The organism is Ruegeria sp. D7 (assembly GCF_056534355.1).
On record NZ_JBQFPG010000015.1, the window covers coordinates 98,129 to 116,199 of the forward strand.

Below are 18,071 nucleotides of genomic sequence, written 5' to 3' on the forward strand. Positions count from 1 at the left end.
AACAGTCTTTGGCGCAAAGTTTGTGTTAAGCAATTGTAGTTGCGGAGCCACTGTCAGAGTTCAGTGGCTAGCGACGCTGAGACCTTGGCAGTACGCGGCCTAACTTGTCCGCAACACGAGAATTGCAAAGTCGCATTTTGAAGGTCCGCTTCGGGCTGGTTGCGGTCAACCATGCTTATCGTAGAGACTGGTAGTACATGGTTCCGCAGAGCAGTGTTGGGGAAATGCTTATCCGGGGCGCTTTGGTTCCTAGCAGGAGAGGCGCTAAGAAGAAGCGCGCACTACTACAACGACAGTCGCCATAGACTTCTGATGTCAAAAATTGGGTAATGGCGGCAGGTAAGCTGTACTAGCGGTCTGGGTATGTATCGAGTTTGCCCCAGAGATCATCAACCAGATCTGAGAAGCCATCATTCGAGGCCTCCTTGTGCAGTAGACCAGCTCTTCGCCGGCGTTCGACCTCGGCCATTAGTTCTTCCTGTGTGGCTGTCTCAACCACATCACATCGAAGAGCTTCAATCTCGTCCGCTGTCCACGACTCAAATTTGTCAGCGTAAAAGCCCAGGGAAAACGGCTCGTCATCAGAAATCTGCTTGATCACAGCATTCCAGTCTTCGCTCTGGTTCGATTCCTTTTCGACCCTCTCATCTAGTTCGCGGATAGACTTGCGGATCATCGGCAGCAGCTCTGCCTCAACGCTTTCTTCGCCCGCGCCGGTCCCCGCAAGCCAAAGGTCTGCGATCTTGCGGACGAGCCTCCAGACCGTCTGATTTCGAGGGTGGCCCTTAATCCGGCCGCCTAGACCTTTTTCTTGAATGCCAAACCGCTCGGCAGCACGTTCGTTCATCCGGATATTGTAATCGGACACGTCCGCGAGTTCTGAATCGTTCTCAGCCACAGCTCGGGCGACCTCTTGATCACCAACATAGACAACCACCTTCAACATCCCGCTACCCCTTCCTTCGCCGGTTCATCACTCGGTCCAGGTGGCTGTAGTCCAGATCTCGCATGATCCTTTGCACTTGCTCTGGATCGACTTCGCGATCTTTTCCAGCAGTGCGGACGATGTGTCTTACATAGATCGCCAACGCGACAATGATCACGGCGGATAAGATCAAGCTGAAATGCTCGTCCCCCATCACTAAGTCTTCTTCCTTGGGTCTTCGATCTCGAGGTCGTCAAAAACGTTGCCACTGCCTTCAGTGATTTCGACATCATCGTCGTCAGTCACTAAATTCCAGTTGTTCTCTTTGACCCACTCGTCCCGCCACTTTGGCGCATCCGGCGGACGTTTTGCAAAATCGGCGATTTGCTCGAAAATTATTTTGCGCAATGCTAGCCAGACTTCCGGCCCCTCTTTACGACGGGCTTGAAGTTCCGCAATCAAGTCATCCAGAGGAACATCCTGTAACGGGCGCCCGAAGATCTCATCTTCTAAAAAATTATCTGTCATCGCTCAACATCCTCGACACTGATCGTCAAGACTAAGATCTTGTTTGGTTTTACAGTGATCTCTTTTCCTTCAATCTCTCGAAGTTTGCCGTTCACCAAAGTCTCGCAGATTACGAAAATAGGGATTTCCTCTTCTGTAGTCTCGTCACTCATCTGGCTTACCCTTCGGATAAGGCACCTTTCGCGACCGGATCTCATCCGAGGTAATCGGCTTGGTAAGTTTTGCTCGACCGGCCGCAATTTCAGCCTCCCGAAGCCTAAGCAATCGCAAGGTTTGTTCATCCAGCTCAACGTCGTCATCATCGCCCATCAGACTTCTCCCGAGTACAGTGACAGTGAGAACAGAGCACTTGAGACCTGTCGGCTGTCCGAACGATGTCACCAACGTGGCCACACTCTTCACACGTCACACCGCATCGAAATTCCATCCAGTCAGCGTACTCCTGAATGAGATCGTGGTATCGACTGAAACCGATGGAAATCTGGCCATCCTGGCCTTTCTTAATATCCGAGATCTGAATAGTTCCAGGGTCCAGTGCCCTGAAATCCTGACTGAAGGAAAGCTTGTGGAGTGCTTGCGAAATCACGACGAGCCAGCCATTTCCGACAGCAGGAACAAGAGATGCGCAACCCGGGGAAACGAGGTCTGGATAGTTTTCCACGATGTCCAGCCTCAGGCTGTCGGGCCAGGATTCTTCGGCGCCCTCAAATCGCCGCCGCAGAGCATCATTGTAGCACCAGCTGCAAAGCGTCGTCACAAACCCAAGGATGTGCTGGCGTTTAGCAGAATTAGAACAACCTTCGCAGGTTTGCTCAATCTGATTGACACGCCATTGAATCTCTTCACTCGCAGCCTGGTTGCAGCCCGGGGCCTCATAGACGCGCAAGCCTCCCCATTTCTGTTTGATCTGAACGATGGACGGGTGTTCATCACCAAACAGGTCGGGCTGCTCGTTGATCAACCTCTTCACTTTCTCAAGTGCAAGCGTAAGCTGCTCCGCCCACCCGGCACGATACTCACCAAGCTGCTTGAAGACGCTTCCATGAATATCATTCCAGTCGACAACACTGCTCATCACTGACCTCCGGGCCCGCGCCTCTTTGAGATCATGTGAAACCTCCGCCATAGCAGTCATCATACGGTCGACCACTTCACGGTCATCACACTCGACATGCAGACCCTCGGTCGACCATGTGACGTCAGAGACGTGCGGAGCTGGGTAGTTGTGCGCCATCACCAAACGCATCTCTTCGGCGTACCAGGCGTCAAATGAGCGGAGATCATCTGGCGCTCCATGGTCCTCGATCACACCTCGGACCTTTTCCCGGAATTCCTTCCAGCTCTTTTCGACATCATCCATCAGTCACATTCTCCAGAACTTGGTCTTGTTGAGATGGAAGACCCCTCTCGAGATCTGGCAAAGGGCAATCAGCGGGACATGACCGGTGGCCAGTGAGCCCGTATTCATGAGCTTCCGGGCGTAGTTCTCATCATCGTAGTCTTCCATAATCTTATTGAAGGTCACTTGTTGTTCGGCGGTCATCACCATTCCTTCTTCACGCACGCAGGGCACCGATTACGGTCATCCGTTCGGTCGATCTGACCGAAATAGCCACAAACTGAGCAGGTCATTCGATCTCGAGCAGGCTTTTTTCGAATGCCAAAAAGCCTCTTCCTTTTAGGGTGGCGCTTGCTCGCGACATCATGCGCGCACCAGCAACAAAGTGTCTTGTACCAGCCGTCCAGAAGTTGGGTCTCGGCACTATTCCCGCATCGTTCACAGCTGTGATTTGCACGCGCAATCGTCGCAGCGATCATCGACTGAATTTGTCGATCATCACACCGGTGGTAGATGCGGAGCTCGCCGATTTTCTCTTTGATCTGAAGGACAAAGGGGTAGGTGGCACCCTTCAGATCGCAGTATTCCTTAACCTCTGTGAAGAGCACCGTGACCAAGCCGGACCAGCCTTCGGGTGTGCTTCCGAGGTTCTCCTCGACCGATTGCTTGATGTCGTTGAAATCAATTGCGTTCGTGACGTCGTCCGCCATGTTGGACACCTCCTGAGAATGGTAGGAGGCGTCGGAATCGAACCGACTCGTGCACTCTAATCTGGAGCAATTACAAGGATATAAGCCTCGCCCGCATACCAATGCTGCCTCCCACGGATTTTGCGTGGGTTATCGACCTCAGGCCGATATTCGATGGCAGTGGATGCGTGTGTACGTCATGACCGCAAGCTGAACCAGTTCGCATAGCCATGTCAAGACGGCGCTTGCTGCACTTCGAAATTCACCGCGTAGTTCTGGGAACCTTCTAGCTTAGCGTGTGCCCGATACACTCATGCATCTTATTTTGCGGGTCAGTACAGCGTCGAGTAGCTCTCCGACAGCGAAACGATTCGATACCCTGTGATCCGGAATCGAACTCAGAAACTCCGTCGATAGTTCGCTCTGAACCGACGCGCGTCTTTTGATCTGCGTCTTATGCGCTCCGTTCTGGAGAAATACAAAAGTCTTGATCTGACCAAACCTCAGCGGCAGCATTGACCTGCATCTTTCGAAAAATGGAGATCCCGGTTGCAAGACCTTGTAAGCCTCATTCCATTTAGCGTCTCGAGTCATTTGTGATGATACGTTCCTCACTTGAGCTGCTGGCGGTTTCGAGGCGTTGGTATGAAATACTCAGAACCAAGAAGAATACTGACGAGTTGCAGGATTTTCTGTCGAAGGTAGATGAACTACGGTTTGTTGGGACAGGCGAAGGAGAGTTTTGGAGTGGGCAAGCAGTTCGCGATGGGGTTAGCGGCTTTTTCGCGGAGATCCCTGCTCCCGTCGTTTTCGAAGAAGTTGAAGCTGAGGCCTTCGAAAACGGAGACACGGGATGGTCATCCTTCGTCCATAAGATTCAGTTTGTCGGCTTTGATGAAGCCGTATTTTACCGCACCGTCCTGATTTTTGTCCTGGAGGGAGCGGCCTGGAAGATCATCAATCGCCACGCTTCAGTGCCCACTCCAAATATTGAACTCGTGGGTAAGGAACAGCTAGCCATCCAAAAATTGGTTGATGCTGCGCGTGAAGATGGACCCGAGCTGGTCCAAACCGAAGGTTTGGCTTCGGTACTTTTCACTGATGTAGAAGGCAGTACAACGTTGGCGGAGGCGTTGGGCGATCAGCGTTGGTCGGTGCTGATCGAAAACCACTTCCAAGTCTTGGCGGCGATCATTGAAAAGCATCATGGCCAGTTCGTGAAATCCCTCGGAGACGGAACGTTGTCCGTCTTTCCGTCCGCGAAAGAAGCACTGACGGCCGCTATCAAGATTCAGAAGGCCATTGCATCGGTATCCGCGGAGCCATCTTTCGATGTTCGGATTGGAATTCACACTGGTGATGTCGTGCAATCTCGTGGAGATTTTTTCGGTACGGTGGTCAACAAAGCATCACGCATAACGACCGTTGGTGCGGCAGGCGAGATACTCGTTTCAGATGCGACTCGCGCTATGGTCGGAGGACGAACCGATTTCTCTTTTTCTGAAATAGAACCCAGACTCCTGAAAGGTCTACGCGGTCACCACGTTTTGTATCGGCTGGATTGGCAAGACTAAGTCTTGGGGGCGCCGTAACTCCGGCAAATCGCCTAGTCTCGTAGGGGAGCAGCACCGCCAGTTGTTTTGAGGTTCGCGCCACAGCTCACATCGCCAGCAATTCCTGATGAATTGCGACCATTGCCCAAGTGTCGCGCGTGCAATACGCCACAAGATCAGAATAGACCTTCTCGCGCGCTGGATCATCCGGTTCGGTCAGTGTTACGTCCTTCCAAAGGCGAGACGCGCTCGCCCCCTCTTTGATGTCCAGATCATCGTATGAAAGTTCTGGCAAAAACGCTGGAAGAACGGCCTTGATAGAGGCGCTTCCTTTGAACGCAGGATCGTTGATCATTTCATCCGCAAACGGCTTCATCAGATCTACAACGCGTGCATTTAGGCCTTCCAGGAACTCTGCATGCTCTGGATAAGTTTCCGCCATTTCCGTATTGCGCGATTTCTCGAACGGCGCATACCAAACCACTAAAGAGCCAACGTCTCCTATGTCCTCACGAAGCCTTTTCAGCAAGGCTGGCATCGGGTTACTGGCGTCTCGGTGGAGATACTCCCTGTGCTCAATTTCTCCGCCAGGCTCATGCTGGACATGCAAGGAATACTGGAAAGCCACTTGCTGATAGGGACGCGTTCCGTCCCAGGGTGGCAGCAAACTCTGAGACGTCTCGTAGTCAAAATAATAAACCGGATAGACAATCTCGCTCAGAAACCTGCTCAACTCCTGATGATCGATTGTGCGCCCACCATTCGCCGTGGCTCTCAAGTAGCGTTGCGTCGACTTGCCCAACACAAATGGATCGCTGATCTCGTCAATCTTTGTGATCCCATTTGCGATGAGTTCGGAGGCTTTTTCCGAATTCATGAACGGAAGGCGGTGGATACTGTCCTGCGCGAGAGGTGGGTCGAGTTTTTCGCGAATTTCCAGCCATTCACCGTAGGATTTAAGGCGCGCACGTTCGGGGGACGGGTCAGGCATCGTACCGCTGGCAACGACGCTCAATGCCTGATCGATACGCGTGCGTGTTTTTTCGAGCTGCTCAGTCACCGCATCCGTGATGTCAGTGATGCTGACAAGCTCTTGCGGATTGATTTCGCCGTTTCTGACGTAATCACGGTTCACATGTGCCACTTCGCAGCGCGCAATGGGGAACCCCGCTGCCTCAAGCACGACACGCTGGAATGCGAGATCAAAAGTGTGTTCGGGCTTTGCAGAAGTCCCGCTCTTGATCTCTGTCAGAACGTACCCATCGCCGCTGCGGCTCACGATGTCGGAGATGCAAGTTATGGTTCCATCTTCATAGCGTCCCTGAGCCACGGCGTTCGCACCATCTCTCCAAGCATCCAGAGTGCGTGCAGGCAGAGCTTGGTATTCAGAAAAATCTGAAAAACCGAGGCGAACGAGATCACCAAAAAGCTCCTCTGCATAAGGCTCAAACGCGTGCCCCTCGTCAAAGCGTGCTTGCAATGAGGGGTCAATTGGCGGCAACAGATGCCTGGCGTGTTTTTTGATCCATAGCCAGGCAGGGTGCCTGAGAAACATCATGTAATCTGATTTGGATAGCATCGTGTAATTTGCTTCCCAGAATTGATGGAACCAGTGGAAGACCATCATGGTCAGCTATTGAGAGCAACTTTTCTTTGGTGCAGTCGGCGTCACCAATCTATCAAAGCCTCATGTAAATCGTACCGATAGCTCGGTGTCCATCACGCCACTAAAACCAGCTGACCATTCTTCACCCGGAGACACTGGCCATGCGTCTGTCAAAGTACCGGTTGTAACCAGCTCGCCTCCCTGAAGCTGGTCGGCTTCGGAGAGCAGAGATACAAGATGAGCCAGGACTTCAATTGGGCCTCCAAGCGCGTTTTCACCTTTGCCGGACTCGATGGCCTCGGTGCCCTTGAACAATGCTAGTGGCACTTCGGCCAAGCCGATCAAAACATCATGCGTCGCCGCGATTTTGTCGCCAAGAACAAGGCAGCCGTGCAATCCTTGTGCTGCGATTGAATCTTCGACTGAGAATTTCCAGTCGGGATAAATCGATTGCACGATTTCAAACCCTGGAGCGACCCACTCCACGCAACCTGCCAACTGTTCATTGTTCATTTCAGCCGTCGGCGCATCGCCGAGGCCAAGTACGATTTCTGGCTCGATTCTCGGTTCTGAATACCTTGCCAAGTTTACCGGCTGATCAGTCGAAAACAGCCCATCTGAGTGAACCTCTCCCCAAATGGGTTGATCCACACCATAAACAGGCCAAATCGTGCGGTTCGTGAAGCCGACTTTTCTGCCAACTCTTTCTTTGCCCAAAATCTCGCGGACACGACTAGCAATCGAATATGCGTCATCCAGCGATAGCTGTCCTGCCTCTGAAGACAGTTTAGGTATCTGCCGGGCAGAGGTCAGGGCATCAGCGATTGTCTTAGCGTTAGCTTCAATATCTCTTGTCATATTCGCATTATACGCGCCTACGGCTGGATTACGATGCAATCAAGGTATTGAAGAACTAGGCTCCTCAATTCACAGGTATGAAAAACGATGCTAACTATTGGCCCATTCCGTTGGAGACCTGACATGACCAAACTTCGCCTTTTTGGTATCGTCATCCTTTTCCTTGCAGCACTAAGTGGGCTTTCAGAGCACCTGTTTTATGGCGGTGTCGACCCAAACGGCGTTCTGCAAGAAAGCTTCTTTTTGCCGCTGACTTTCATTCTCGCAGCAATTGGCGTCGTTGTGCTCGTAGTTTCGTTGTTCCAATCACCGCGTGACTGAGACGCGTCCGTCAGTTAGAACGCTGTTCCAAAACGCAAATCGGGTAATCTCCAGGATGGCGACCTCCGCCCAAGTCTAGGCAGGCCTCCTCATATTGGTAACGTTCGACCGCACGTCCCGCTAGGAACATGCATAACCCGACCGTCAATACGGTGAGCGCCAACAGTATCTTCGTACTCCGTGTCATTGCTCAGTTTATTGTTTCATTCTCTTGGTTTCAGTCAACCAGCTTTCAGATCTTGTCGAAAATTGGCAAACTCTGAAACTCAAAATTCAAATTGGTTTCGTCGAGTTTCTGAATAAGGGACGCGCCCTCGATAAGATCAATCTCGGTCCAGAAGTTTTGGCCTACTAGCTTGAAAAGGTGCGTATCGGCGGAGCGGTGAGCATCTGCATTGATCTTAGCTATCGACTCCGAAATCCAATGATCCATGCCTATACTCAATGGCGCTGTTCAGCGCCCGTCAAGCTCGGGAAAATCGTTTCAAGGCTTGACCTTTTGCGACGGCTTCTACGCAAAGGTGCGTATGGTCGGAATGCAAAACCCGGCTTGTCTTGCCTCGCAGTAATTGCACGAGCAGGTCTGCATTGGGCAGACCTTCCCGTGTTGTGAGTTTGCTCATATGCCACAACAAAAAATCCAAAAAGATAAACTTTGTTTTTCAAGTCCTAAGTTAAGGTAGCTTCGCTTGTACTGCGAGAGGAGAAAGTTGGTGACAAACAATAGGCCGTTCCCACTAAGTCGAATTGCTCAGCTCATCACTCTGGCGAATATCGCATTCGTAATTTTGGCTTATTTGATGTCGCCAACCAAAGCACAAGCCCAAAGCTCACAGGCCTGCGTAGAATTGGGGTCTCCTCGAATAGAGTATGCTTCTGGATCTGAAAGCACTCGCGTTAATCAAACAATCTCAACGACGGAACGCACGTGTCTGCCGATCCCAAACGGACCCATAACAGGACTTACAATTGGTAACTCCTCTATCACGTCCTCAGGTGAAATTGAGTTGTATGTTCCTGGCCAAAATACCGTTCCAAGCAATGCTTCAGTTTTAACTCTTCTGAATGTTGATGTCGCCGCAGGCAGCGGAGACTTTGTATCCCGGGAAGCATTGGCAACAAACATCAACGGGAAGCTCAGAGTGAACCTCATTGGAACTTCGATTGGTTCCGGCAGATCAATGACGTTCGTTCCGTTCAACGGCGCGAATATCGACCCCACTGAAGTTTACTTCCAGTCAGACCGACCGTTAACTTACGACAACCTGACTGTTATGGGGGCTACCGAAGTGGTTTTCGGGGCGTACTATATCCAAACTCGGGTTGCTGAGGCTTCTGATTTCACACTGACGAACAGTTCGATTTCTTCAACCAGCGACATGACGATAGCCGCAGGCACGACTGTTCGGCTTGATGCAGCAAGCAGTTTGAACACTGTAAACTTTGAAAATTTTGGCACGCTGGCCGGAACGGGAACAGTGAACGCATTCAACTTCACAGTTAAGAACGGAGGGGTGCTTTCGCCGGGCTTTTCAATTGGTACGCTCAACAATAGTGGCGGAATCGCCTTTGAAGCTGGGTCAAGGCTCTTAAGTGAGGTCGATCCGACGGCTGGGCAGAAAGCTGACTTGGTGTCATCCAGCGGGCCCGTGACAGGGATTAACCGCGCCACCATACAAGTCGAAGCCGCTCGTCCCGGCCTGACTGCGCAGGACTATGCTGCTGGCAATGACTACACGGTTTTTCAAGCCTCGAGTTTTGATGGAAACTCCCCAACTCTTGTTGCCGGAGGATCTTTGCCCGCTCTATCCAGTCTGAGTATCTCAAACACGCCAACCGCGGACGGTAGAATTGATATTGCGTTTTCGACCCTCCCTGTCTCGAGCTTACCGCTGCATCCAGCAGTTGTAGGATCACCCAATGCAAGCAATCTCGCTGGTGCGGTGGCCAACACCGCAATCAAGTCACCTGGAACCATTCTGACCAACGGCACAACCTTGGGCAATGCAGTTAACACGCTTACCAATTCAGGTTTGGCTGGGTTTAATCGTGTGCACGCAGAACCCTATTCCTCCAATTTGACCGTTGGGTTGGAGCAACTTGACCTGATAACCAACACTGTGCTGAGCCACGCTGACTGCCGCAAGTATCAAGCCGTCGGCTTCAGTAATGAGGATCAACCCGTTGCGGCAGGCGAAATCGACTCGGCCCAGAGCCCGAGCGGCGCAATAGACTGCTCTGATCGGCGCTGGTGGATCGACACGGCCTATGTGAGCGGGGACGTTGATGGAAGCAATGGCCTTGGGACATTCGACTATTCGCTGGGCACGATTTTGGTCGGAGCGGATGTCGCAAGCACCGATAGAGGTGTGGTCGGCGTGTACGCAGGTTTTGGGACATCCTCCATGGATGAACACGATCAAGTCGATCAGGACTTTTCGACCGACAGCTATCATGTGGGCGTCTATGGGCGCACAACAACCGGAACTTGGGAGTTCTCCGGGCTGGTCGGTTACATGTTCGGTGAAACCGACGCCAAGCGAAATAACCCTTCTGTTGATGGCTTTACGGGAGGCGAGGCAAAGTCTGATTTGGACCAAGAGGGCATCCATGCCGGTATCCAGGCACGAAAGCTGTTTAACCTGGACAGCGATGCAAGGGTTTCTACGGTTTTCGGATTGAACTACGGGCGTATCCAACAAGGTTCAGGCACAGAGACGGGCGGTGGTGATTTTAATTACTCGATTGAAAAAGCGAACGCAGAATCGCTGGTCGCTTCTATTGGAATTGACTACCAGCGGGATTTCTTGACAGAGAATGGTGTGCTAACCCCAATCGCCTTTGCTCGTTACGAGTATGATTTTTTTGCCAACAAGGACAGTGAACACGAAATCACTGTCACGAGCCCGATATTTGGGACATTCACGCAAGTCGGACAAAACCGAGGCGCCAATGGTTTCGTTCTTGGGCTTGGACTGGGCTATCAGATTTCTGATCTGGCGAGACTAACGGCAGGATATGGCTATTCAGTTCGCTCCAATGGCCAAGAACATGGCCTGGGTGCCAACTTAAGTGTTCGGTTCTGATTAGGGTGGACCAACGAAGAGGAGTGGTAAGCTAGCTGCAACAACTTGCGTCAGCTATTGTGGCGATGTGAGCTTCATTCTCTAGCGATCAAAATTTGGGGATATTAAAAACATAAAGCCGTGATTTCTTGGCGTCGTCTGTCAGGATGTAGAGAAGCCCTTTGGTCTCATCGAGAGCGATTCCTTCGGGATGTTTAACTTCCTTTTGTTCGCCATCTTCTGTGAACGTCAAACTGATAGACTTTACTGACTTGGATTTTGGATTGTAGACGAAGATCTGACGGCTTTTGTCACTCACAATCCAAAGAGAACGCGAGGACCGAGACCATGCCAGGCCACTCAAATCCAGTTCATCATCATCTACACGCTCGGAGATAAAACCTGCATCGCGGGCTAAAGGAATGATCTCAATAATTTCGTCTAGCTCTGGCGATAACACCATTAACAACCTTGGTTGTCCCTCAATGCCAACGAAGACCCGCCCGGATTCCGGGTCAACGGCGATGCCTTCGGGTCCCTTGTTCAATGGGTTGCCGACGAGTAATGCAGCGGCGGTCGGGTAACCTTTAAGAGATGCGAGAGGTATTGTCGTCAGTTGAATGGGGTCAGTTGGGTGAACGACTAGGATTGATCGGTCAGTTTCTTGAAGCACCAAAACAGACCCATCTTTTCGAGGTGCAACACCCTCCAAATCTGATCCTGCCAATGCTGGTAACTTGAAAGAGTTTCCTAATACCCCGTCGACTCCGAGTAGGTGCAGTTTAGGTTCGGCATCACTTACAGACCACAAGAAGCCTTCAGCGTTAGACATTGCCAAACCGGAAGGCTCTGAAAATCCCTCTGATTTGTCTGCCACCTTGAATTTATCGACCAGAACCAAACCAGCACTTTCAGCGTAGGCAAAATCGGTCCAAGGCAAGAAGGCTGCCGCAACCAAGCTGGCCGTAAAAGCGAGTCGTCTAAGTTTGCAGAAACACCGTGAAATTTCAGCTTTTGACGAAAACACTCTGTTTTCTGTCATTGGATTCTCTCGCGCTTGGACCACATCCCTGTATCAGCGTTCGTATCACAGTCCGGATACGATGTCCGAAGAATGCACTGTAATCTCTTTACCTGATCCCGCCTGTTGCGATTGAATTGAATAGGGCACGATGTGCTTTTGTTAAGCGTAAGCCTTTGGCTTGAGCAGGAAGGAAGACAAGTTGAATACGACCCTCACACTTGTGACCGTGTTGTTGATGCTGCTGTTGCCAGGTGCTGCGGTGTCACAAGTCGACCCTGCGACGATGCTGGCCGGGGCTTCGGGGTCAGAAATCGTTATCGAACGCCGGTGGACGCAGTTTCGTGGCAAACAGGAACTGTATTTCTTTACTCTCGATGTGATCGTCACGATCATTCTGGCTGGCTTGATCGTCTATCATCCGGTGAGACGTAAAGCCCGTAGAAGCGTCCGCGACATAGTTATGCCAAGGCTTTTCTTCCTGTATGCGCTTATCGGCATGGCGGTTGGTTTTCTGGTGGTTCAGCACGGGTCAATGATCGGGTTCGTGATCTTTGGAATAGGAGCCCTGTTGAGGTTCCGATCAAATATGGATGACCCGGTCGACACGGTGGAAATGATTATAGTGACCGTGCTTGGGCTGGCGGTAGGGCTGGGCTTGCCCTTGATGGCCACATTGGTGGCGGTTGTATGTTGGTGTTTCATTTGGCTCGGTGGGCGAAACAAGGGCGTGGAAATTTCGCTCAAGGCTTCAGACGAAGAGCACTCATTGAAAGTCAGCGGAGCCATTGAAGCCATGGCCGCAGACGCTGGATGGAAGCTGGTCAGAAAACACCACGTCCCTGGAAAATCTCGCGTTTCATTGCTGTTCATCACCTCGGGTGGACTTTCAGAAGCTCGGATAGAAGAGATGATAAACGATCTGGTTCCTGAAAAAGTTGAACTGAAACTCAACCTCTAGTCATTTCACAAGGTCTAAGCGTTTCAACACCGCATTCGGGGATCTGATCTCTTTCGGGAGCGACTTGAAGTCTATCGACCTTTCGAAGTCAGGGCCTCGATATACTGCTATCCCAAACTCTCCGTTCGGCTGGAACGTAACATGAGTGAAGCTGTGAGGTGATCTGGCGCTATCGCCAATAAGCCGACGCGGACCACCTCCCAAACAAGCTTGAGAGACGTAGGCCACACCGTCTTTCCAACCGGGATAGAAGGCATGATGGTGGCCTGACAGATGCAGAACGACACCGCTTTCCAAATAGATTTTTTCAAGTGTCGGATCACCGATGATTTCGCGCTCGCGCTGGATCGCGAAGGGCCAAAGTGGGAGGTGACTGAAAGTGACAATCGGGTCCCCGTCTGCACCCAGTTCCTGTAGCCGGTCCTGCTGATCACCGGATAGCGGGCCCAGGGTCGTTGCATCCAGTGACGCAAACGTAATGCCCTGCATCTCAAATGCGTAGAAGAACGGGTAGTCATCCGAAACCAGGAAGTCGACGCTTGGTTTTCTCGGAGTCCATTCCTCTGCGTATATTTTTCTTTCACGCTCGAACCCTCGGTAGGCGGAGGCATCATGGTTTCCTGGTGTGACCGCAAATGGAATGCCGGCAGCCTCTAAAGGATCTGATACGGCCTTGTGAAACGCCTTCCACATCTCTCTGACCTGTTTGTCTGACAAGTTGGGAATGCGCTGTCCCGCGACCATATCGCCCGTCGAAATCACCAGATCTGGATCAATCTCGACTATCCGCTTAATCGCCTTGTCGACGCGGGCATCGTATTTCACCGAACCATAGCTGCCGTTCAGATCCGATATGACGATAACATCCAATGCCGCCGCTTTGCAGGCGATCAGAGTGGTCCAAATGAACGCCGCGAAAAGCGTAGAAAGCCTACGGGTCATTACAATCCACTGTCTCTACCTCGGTGTTGTTTCTCAAAAAGAATGCGACAGGATCCAAGTCGAACATCAAATCGCCATTTGAGCAATTGTCCTGGAGAATGGACGTTGCCAGCTCGGTGTTTTTTACAACTTGTGCAATCTGCCTGTCTGACAACCCAAGGCTTTGCGATAGCCAGCCGTAGACGGGACCTTGAGATTGAAGATCACTATTCAAAGCGACCAAGCGCCGATACACGCTTGGAGAGAAGTGCCGCATTTTCTCCAGCATTTGAGTGGATTTCGCGAAGTTGGCATACTCGACACGCCCGCCAGCATCGTTGTCGTTTAGATTGCTGCGACGGATCAATAACGCGTCGGCGGGAACGTCTCCATCGTTTGGCTCATGGTGCTTGGCTTTCTTCTGCTTCAGTTTTCCGTCTTCGACCCAATACCAATAGGGTGTGAAGTCTATGTTTCCTACGCGGTCCTGCTGGCTAAAGATGAAATCGAGGAGAACAATCTCGGTAAGTTCTTGCATCCAAAATGCCATCTGTTGGTCGCTGACATCGGGGCCGAGATCCTTGTTGATCATCCGGTCTCTTCGACCTTCCCTGACGCCCTCTATAATGGCCTCTGGCAAGGGTTTTGAAGAACGCAAAGCCAAGAAAGCAGGAGTTTCCTGAAAATCGCGGTTCTGACCTTTCCCCCAACCAGATTTACGGGTGCCGTTGATTTCCGAGCCGTATCGATGCCCAGGGCTATCAAGCAGCACACCGTATATTTGCGTTCGATCTGCGGTGAACAGATCGTCGGTTGGCTGGTATGAGTTCGGGTCAGCATCCGCAGCTGCGAAGACCCGCCAGCCTTCGTGGTTCATGCGCCCGCCATGAGAGCCACCAGAAATCGCAAGGCCAGGCTCGGCGACCTCGGAAAAATGCGCCTGGGCGTCCATGCTACGCCAAACGGCGACTGGAACTTTTACAGTCGCGTCGAAATATCTGGAGAAATGATAGTAAAGCAGTGAAGACGTGGAAAAGGTTCCACTGGTGCCTTTTTGGTTCATGGTGGACTTGAATTTAGCCACCCTGTCCTTAGCCAGATCTTTTGCCGCCTTCCCCTCTTTGCAAGCGTTTCTCTCGAATTCAGAACGGTTCCCCACGTAAGGTCCTTCCGAAATATCGTAGACGGCCATTCCTGGGCTGGTGCTCCAGGTTTTTGGGCAAATAGCAATTTCAGAGGCATAGAAATCGATCTCGCAATAGGCCGTTTCTTCCTCAAGATCGCTTTTCTTATACTCGCCCGTTGGAACTTTTTCGATCCGAATGCAGCGTTCCGTAACACCATTGGGACTATCAAATGTCGTGGCTTCACCGAGAACATCGTCGCTCGCCCACAAGACAGTGGGTGTAATGAAAGCAAGTGACCCCAGAAGATTGAACTTCATTTGGATAGTCCTCCTGGTATCATTTAGGGCAAATCGCTGCCTGTTGTTCGGCGGAGATTTTCAACTTTGGGTCGACACTGAAATTGGAGAATTTTGAATCAATCCACTGGTCACACCCGCCCGAACAAGGCGCCCCGTTTCGGGCATCATTCCAATATTCCTTGGCCCTTTCTTCCGTCCAACCGCAAAACTGAACGAGCGCCATTGCCGACAATGCCCCCGAGGAATGAACGCCCCACATGCAGTGCACCAGGACAGGGCCTTTTCCAGGGTTTTCAATCACTTCGTGTATGGAAGCCATAACAGCACCGGGTCGGGAGGATCTGGCGCTTTGATAGTCAAGTGATCCGTTTCCACAACTGGTGCGACCGTATTCAGTGTTTTTGCCAAAGTCAGCATAAAACCCGGTTGAAAACCCTTCATTGCACAAAATTTCGCGTTGTTTTTCACTCAGGCCAGTTCGATCCTTGTCGCCGCCTTTGAAACCAGAGCGATACAATACTCCGCTTAAGACTGGGCGAAAGAAAGCGACACCATCAACGCCTCCGTCACCCCCCCTTGAAAGCATTTGACTGTTGGTTGGACCGCCATTTCGACTGGTCACGTCAGAGTTCGCAGCGGTTGCGAGAACACCAATGAATATGAGGGACGCAAAAAACCGCATGCCAACTCCTTTCTATTCTTGAACCACTGATGCCCAAACCTTTGCGACCTGATAGTCTCTCGGAAAGGCTAATTCACGACGACCATATCAAGTGGGCAGTTAGCTTTCCGCTGTGAAACTTTAAATAGGCCACACCAGATTGATGATAACGACGACCACGAAGTAGGCTAGAAAAACTTTCCAATTCCATTGGTGCTTGTTTTCTTCGTTGATCACGCCAGCCGATTTCAATGCCAGGTTAGTGATGATTAAGGCGACTACGATGACCGCCGCGTGTGCCAGGTCGAAATGCAAGTTTGAGCTCCTTTTTCAAGATTTGGGATTGATGGAAATTTGTCAGCAGTCACCTGATGGCAGCATAGCTACTTCTGAGTACCTTCCCTCAGACGTCGTAATCCGAGCACATGCACCAGTATCCTTGTTAAACCAGTACGAGGTCAGACCTTCGCTTCGGATGAGTTCAAATCCGAGACTTTGGATGCCCATTTCAGCTTGGCCCGCTCTTGCCCCTTCAAATGGCGAAAGATCGCTAGAGCTGCCCACAGTTGGTGCACTTGCATCCACCGATCCGCCACTCTCTTCGCATGCTGCAAGTGCAGAAATACATACCGCGCCGATCACCATTAGGACATTGGTTCTCATGTGTTTTTCCTGGCTGTTTTGGGAACGTGTTCAAGGGCTTCTGGTCGATCACCTATTCAATTCCGAAAATTACGTTGTAGCCGACGGAAGAGTTGCTGCGATTGATAACCTCCACAACATGATCACCAGATTGCCAAAGCTGCCCTCGATACTCCTTGTCCGCCGACATTAATCCCAACAGTTCAGAACCATCGGGGTTACGAATAACGTAGTCTAAGGAGCCATTTCGCGGAGCAACGCGGACGTAAAGAAACTGTTCGTTTTTTGCCCCGAGAACATATTGCTGTGACGCTCCGGGCGCGAGTTCACCAACGAGTTCGGCGCCGGTGGAACCAGCATCGAATTTGACACGTTGGCTACCAGTAGACCCGGCGGCGCCTGCCATGGCTCCACCGCCATCATCCATCGCTTCGACAACCGACATCTCGCCGATGCTACCATCCTTGTACGCGATGCAGCGCCAAAGTGTTCCGCCTGCGTCTCGTAGCATGACGAGCGTGCCCGCTTCTGAGAACTCTGAGCTTTCAATCGTACCTGATTGACCGTCTGGTCCTCCAACCTGTCGCAAATGATCGATACACGCGTCGTCTGCTTCAGACATTGCAAAAGAAGCCGTGCCTGCGATTGCGAACATCGGTGCGAGGAATTTGAGTACAGCGAATTTCATCAGATGGTCCCTTGCTGGCTGATCCTTAGAGTTTTGTTCCGTACAAAGCGGAACCTCACTTCGCGTCTCGTAACTTTGACAGAAATTCATCGCATGCCTGCGCGCTGCCGACGATCTCGTCCGTCGTTTCAATTCCTTGCAGTGACGCCATTTCGGAATTTACGCGGTTGAGGATCTGATCCGCTTGCTCGGCGGTGATAAGGTTCTCAGCTTGTGCTCCTTTCAATGTGGTGCAGACACCGGCGGACAAGCCTGTCGCAACGCCGACACCCACCGCGGCCCCGCCACCCAAGGTCATCGCCCCAACCACGCCGAGGACGAGCCCGATCACAATTCCCAAGATTACTTTTCCCATGTTTTCCTCCCTTTTGGTGAGAAAGAGTTCAGCCACCACTACTGGCGCAATCTGCGTGCCCATCTGCAAATCAAAACCAGCGCTAACAGGTTGAGCGCCGGAGCAATCGCCGCGAACCACGGCTTGGCGGACTCCGAAAATAAGTCCGCCACAAGTATCCAAGGTAGTCCCAACGGCAGCAGGAACACTCCGGACAAAGGGTCTCGTTCCTGTCCCAACCAGCCAAATGTGCCCGTCAAGAATGCAACCAACGCCAATAGGTACATGACCGCGAATACGATGATGGTGGTTCTACAAACCAAGTCGAGCCTCAGCTGATCAAGCCAGTGCTGCGCAGCCGTTTTCAGCTACGCAGCAGACAGGTCACAATGCGCCTTCGTCGCCCAGGAACTCGATACCAGCCGTTGCGCCATCACTGTAAGCAATGCAATTCCAAGGAGCACGATCCTCGCCAACACCGACAGTGACTTGTGTTCCAGCCTCGCTGAACGCGGATGAGAGCACAACGACTT

Annotated in this window: 22 protein-coding genes and 1 tRNA gene; 4 read left to right on the forward strand and 19 right to left on the reverse strand. The window is 51.7% G+C overall.

Annotated elements, in window-relative coordinates; translation table 11 throughout:
• Positions 1 to 349: 349 nt before the first annotated feature.
• The 9 genes from ACRZ9U_RS17975 to ACRZ9U_RS18015 form a co-directional block, all read right to left on the reverse strand.
• Complete coding sequence (locus ACRZ9U_RS17975) at positions 350 to 946, reverse strand: hypothetical protein (protein WP_170408642.1); 597 nt, start codon at positions 944 to 946, stop codon at positions 350 to 352.
• 4 nt (positions 947 to 950) lie between these two features.
• On the reverse strand, positions 951 to 1,139 hold the full coding sequence (locus tag ACRZ9U_RS17980; protein ID WP_170408641.1) for a hypothetical protein: 189 nt from the start codon (positions 1,137 to 1,139) through the stop codon (positions 951 to 953).
• A gap of 2 nt (positions 1,140 to 1,141) precedes the next feature.
• Entirely contained in the window at positions 1,142 to 1,453 is a 312-nt protein-coding gene (locus ACRZ9U_RS17985) for a hypothetical protein (RefSeq protein ID WP_170408640.1), read from the reverse strand.
• A complete protein-coding gene (locus ACRZ9U_RS17990) occupies positions 1,450 to 1,605 on the reverse strand; it encodes a hypothetical protein (protein ID WP_170408639.1) in 156 nt (51 codons plus the stop codon). The genes ACRZ9U_RS17985 and ACRZ9U_RS17990 overlap by 4 nt, the downstream gene beginning before the upstream one ends.
• Entirely contained in the window at positions 1,598 to 1,762 is a 165-nt protein-coding gene (locus ACRZ9U_RS17995) for a hypothetical protein (protein ID WP_480902571.1), read from the reverse strand. The genes ACRZ9U_RS17990 and ACRZ9U_RS17995 overlap by 8 nt, the downstream gene beginning before the upstream one ends.
• A complete protein-coding gene (locus tag ACRZ9U_RS18000) occupies positions 1,752 to 2,813 on the reverse strand; it encodes a hypothetical protein (protein ID WP_170408638.1) in 1,062 nt (353 codons plus the stop codon). Before ACRZ9U_RS18000 ends, ACRZ9U_RS17995 begins: the two co-directional genes overlap by 11 nt.
• 3 nt (positions 2,814 to 2,816) lie before the next feature.
• Positions 2,817 to 2,996, reverse strand: a complete 180-nt coding sequence (locus ACRZ9U_RS18005) for a hypothetical protein (RefSeq protein ID WP_170408637.1) — start codon at positions 2,994 to 2,996, stop codon at positions 2,817 to 2,819.
• Positions 2,996 to 3,502, reverse strand: coding sequence for a eukaryotic translation initiation factor 4 gamma (locus ACRZ9U_RS18010; protein ID WP_480902574.1), 507 nt, complete (start codon positions 3,500 to 3,502; stop codon positions 2,996 to 2,998). Before ACRZ9U_RS18010 ends, ACRZ9U_RS18005 begins: the two co-directional genes overlap by 1 nt.
• Positions 3,503 to 3,521: 19 nt before the next feature.
• Positions 3,522 to 3,615, reverse strand: a tRNA-OTHER gene (locus ACRZ9U_RS18015).
• A gap of 465 nt (positions 3,616 to 4,080) precedes the next feature.
• On the opposite strand from ACRZ9U_RS18015, the gene ACRZ9U_RS18020 reads away from it, so the two are divergent.
• Complete coding sequence (locus tag ACRZ9U_RS18020; RefSeq protein ID WP_170408635.1) at positions 4,081 to 5,055, forward strand: adenylate/guanylate cyclase domain-containing protein; 975 nt, start codon at positions 4,081 to 4,083, stop codon at positions 5,053 to 5,055.
• An 85-nt stretch (positions 5,056 to 5,140) separates the two neighbouring features.
• Here ACRZ9U_RS18020 and ACRZ9U_RS18025 read toward each other — a convergent pair whose 3' ends face one another.
• Positions 5,141 to 6,661: a DUF2779 domain-containing protein gene (locus tag ACRZ9U_RS18025; protein ID WP_170408634.1), complete on the reverse strand. Its 1,521-nt coding sequence runs from the start codon at positions 6,659 to 6,661 to the stop codon at positions 5,141 to 5,143.
• A 60-nt stretch (positions 6,662 to 6,721) separates the two neighbouring features.
• Positions 6,722 to 7,498 carry a 2-keto-4-pentenoate hydratase gene (locus ACRZ9U_RS18030; protein ID WP_170408633.1) on the reverse strand — a complete coding sequence of 259 codons (777 nt, stop codon included), beginning with the start codon at positions 7,496 to 7,498 and terminating at the stop codon, positions 6,722 to 6,724.
• Between the two features lie 123 nt (positions 7,499 to 7,621).
• Here ACRZ9U_RS18030 and ACRZ9U_RS18035 point away from each other — a divergent pair, with 123 nt between their 5' ends.
• On the forward strand, positions 7,622 to 7,819 hold the full coding sequence (locus ACRZ9U_RS18035) for a DUF3955 domain-containing protein (protein WP_170408632.1): 198 nt from the start codon (positions 7,622 to 7,624) through the stop codon (positions 7,817 to 7,819).
• Between the two features lie 232 nt (positions 7,820 to 8,051).
• On the opposite strand, the gene ACRZ9U_RS18040 is transcribed toward ACRZ9U_RS18035, so the two are convergent.
• The gene (locus ACRZ9U_RS18040) at positions 8,052 to 8,252 is read right to left on the reverse strand and encodes a hypothetical protein (protein WP_058282216.1); all 201 of its coding nucleotides are present in this window, start codon (positions 8,250 to 8,252) and stop codon (positions 8,052 to 8,054) included.
• Positions 8,253 to 8,619: 367 nt separating this feature from the next.
• Between ACRZ9U_RS18040 and ACRZ9U_RS18045 the strand changes: the two genes are divergently transcribed.
• The gene (locus tag ACRZ9U_RS18045) at positions 8,620 to 10,905 is read left to right on the forward strand and encodes an autotransporter family protein (RefSeq protein WP_480902579.1); all 2,286 of its coding nucleotides are present in this window, start codon (positions 8,620 to 8,622) and stop codon (positions 10,903 to 10,905) included.
• A gap of 88 nt (positions 10,906 to 10,993) precedes the next feature.
• On the opposite strand, the gene ACRZ9U_RS18050 is transcribed toward ACRZ9U_RS18045, so the two are convergent.
• Positions 10,994 to 11,926: an SdiA-regulated domain-containing protein gene (locus ACRZ9U_RS18050; RefSeq protein WP_170408631.1), complete on the reverse strand. Its 933-nt coding sequence runs from the start codon at positions 11,924 to 11,926 to the stop codon at positions 10,994 to 10,996.
• A 181-nt stretch (positions 11,927 to 12,107) separates the two neighbouring features.
• Between ACRZ9U_RS18050 and ACRZ9U_RS18055 the strand changes: the two genes are divergently transcribed.
• Complete coding sequence (locus tag ACRZ9U_RS18055) at positions 12,108 to 12,866, forward strand: DUF4956 domain-containing protein (RefSeq protein WP_170408630.1); 759 nt, start codon at positions 12,108 to 12,110, stop codon at positions 12,864 to 12,866.
• Here ACRZ9U_RS18055 and ACRZ9U_RS18060 read toward each other — a convergent pair whose 3' ends face one another.
• From ACRZ9U_RS18060 to ACRZ9U_RS18085, 6 genes are all read right to left on the reverse strand, one after another.
• Positions 12,867 to 13,808, reverse strand: a complete 942-nt coding sequence (locus tag ACRZ9U_RS18060; RefSeq protein ID WP_170408629.1) for a metallophosphoesterase — start codon at positions 13,806 to 13,808, stop codon at positions 12,867 to 12,869.
• Positions 13,798 to 15,231, reverse strand: coding sequence for a hypothetical protein (locus ACRZ9U_RS18065; protein ID WP_170408628.1), 1,434 nt, complete (start codon positions 15,229 to 15,231; stop codon positions 13,798 to 13,800). The genes ACRZ9U_RS18060 and ACRZ9U_RS18065 overlap by 11 nt, the downstream gene beginning before the upstream one ends.
• Before the next feature lie 19 nt (positions 15,232 to 15,250).
• Positions 15,251 to 15,895, reverse strand: coding sequence for a protein-tyrosine phosphatase family protein (locus ACRZ9U_RS18070; protein ID WP_170408627.1), 645 nt, complete (start codon positions 15,893 to 15,895; stop codon positions 15,251 to 15,253).
• 120 nt (positions 15,896 to 16,015) lie between these two features.
• A complete protein-coding gene (locus ACRZ9U_RS18075) occupies positions 16,016 to 16,189 on the reverse strand; it encodes a hypothetical protein (protein ID WP_170355752.1) in 174 nt (57 codons plus the stop codon).
• Positions 16,190 to 16,589: 400 nt separating this feature from the next.
• Entirely contained in the window at positions 16,590 to 17,204 is a 615-nt protein-coding gene (locus ACRZ9U_RS18080) for a hypothetical protein (RefSeq protein WP_170408626.1), read from the reverse strand.
• A 55-nt stretch (positions 17,205 to 17,259) separates the two neighbouring features.
• Complete coding sequence (locus ACRZ9U_RS18085; protein ID WP_170408625.1) at positions 17,260 to 17,679, reverse strand: hypothetical protein; 420 nt, start codon at positions 17,677 to 17,679, stop codon at positions 17,260 to 17,262.
• Positions 17,680 to 18,071: the final 392 nt, after the last annotated feature.

Excerpts from the sequence above, each read along its gene's own strand:
- ACRZ9U_RS17975 (WP_170408642.1), bottom strand. The coding sequence starts at position 946 with ATGTTGAAGGTGGTTGTCTATGTTGGTGATCAAGAGGTCGCCCGAGCT.
- ACRZ9U_RS17980 (WP_170408641.1), bottom strand. The coding sequence starts at position 1,139 with ATGGGGGACGAGCATTTCAGCTTGATCTTATCCGCCGTGATCATTGTC.
- ACRZ9U_RS17985 (WP_170408640.1), bottom strand. The coding sequence starts at position 1,453 with ATGACAGATAATTTTTTAGAAGATGAGATCTTCGGGCGCCCGTTACAG.
- ACRZ9U_RS17990 (WP_170408639.1), bottom strand. The coding sequence starts at position 1,605 with ATGAGTGACGAGACTACAGAAGAGGAAATCCCTATTTTCGTAATCTGC.
- ACRZ9U_RS17995 (WP_480902571.1), bottom strand. The coding sequence starts at position 1,762 with ATGGGCGATGATGACGACGTTGAGCTGGATGAACAAACCTTGCGATTG.
- ACRZ9U_RS18000 (WP_170408638.1), bottom strand. The coding sequence starts at position 2,813 with ATGGATGATGTCGAAAAGAGCTGGAAGGAATTCCGGGAAAAGGTCCGA.
- ACRZ9U_RS18005 (WP_170408637.1), bottom strand. The coding sequence starts at position 2,996 with ATGACCGCCGAACAACAAGTGACCTTCAATAAGATTATGGAAGACTAC.
- ACRZ9U_RS18010 (WP_480902574.1), bottom strand. The coding sequence starts at position 3,502 with ATGGCGGACGACGTCACGAACGCAATTGATTTCAACGACATCAAGCAA.
- ACRZ9U_RS18020 (WP_170408635.1), top strand. The coding sequence starts at position 4,081 with ATGATACGTTCCTCACTTGAGCTGCTGGCGGTTTCGAGGCGTTGGTAT.
- ACRZ9U_RS18025 (WP_170408634.1), bottom strand. The coding sequence starts at position 6,661 with ATGATGGTCTTCCACTGGTTCCATCAATTCTGGGAAGCAAATTACACG.
- ACRZ9U_RS18030 (WP_170408633.1), bottom strand. The coding sequence starts at position 7,498 with ATGACAAGAGATATTGAAGCTAACGCTAAGACAATCGCTGATGCCCTG.
- ACRZ9U_RS18035 (WP_170408632.1), top strand. The coding sequence starts at position 7,622 with ATGACCAAACTTCGCCTTTTTGGTATCGTCATCCTTTTCCTTGCAGCA.
- ACRZ9U_RS18040 (WP_058282216.1), bottom strand. The coding sequence starts at position 8,252 with ATGGATCATTGGATTTCGGAGTCGATAGCTAAGATCAATGCAGATGCT.
- ACRZ9U_RS18045 (WP_480902579.1), top strand. The coding sequence starts at position 8,620 with ATGTCGCCAACCAAAGCACAAGCCCAAAGCTCACAGGCCTGCGTAGAA.
- ACRZ9U_RS18050 (WP_170408631.1), bottom strand. The coding sequence starts at position 11,926 with ATGACAGAAAACAGAGTGTTTTCGTCAAAAGCTGAAATTTCACGGTGT.
- ACRZ9U_RS18060 (WP_170408629.1), bottom strand. The coding sequence starts at position 13,808 with ATGACCCGTAGGCTTTCTACGCTTTTCGCGGCGTTCATTTGGACCACT.
- ACRZ9U_RS18065 (WP_170408628.1), bottom strand. The coding sequence starts at position 15,231 with ATGAAGTTCAATCTTCTGGGGTCACTTGCTTTCATTACACCCACTGTC.
- ACRZ9U_RS18070 (WP_170408627.1), bottom strand. The coding sequence starts at position 15,895 with ATGCGGTTTTTTGCGTCCCTCATATTCATTGGTGTTCTCGCAACCGCT.
- ACRZ9U_RS18080 (WP_170408626.1), bottom strand. The coding sequence starts at position 17,204 with ATGAAATTCGCTGTACTCAAATTCCTCGCACCGATGTTCGCAATCGCA.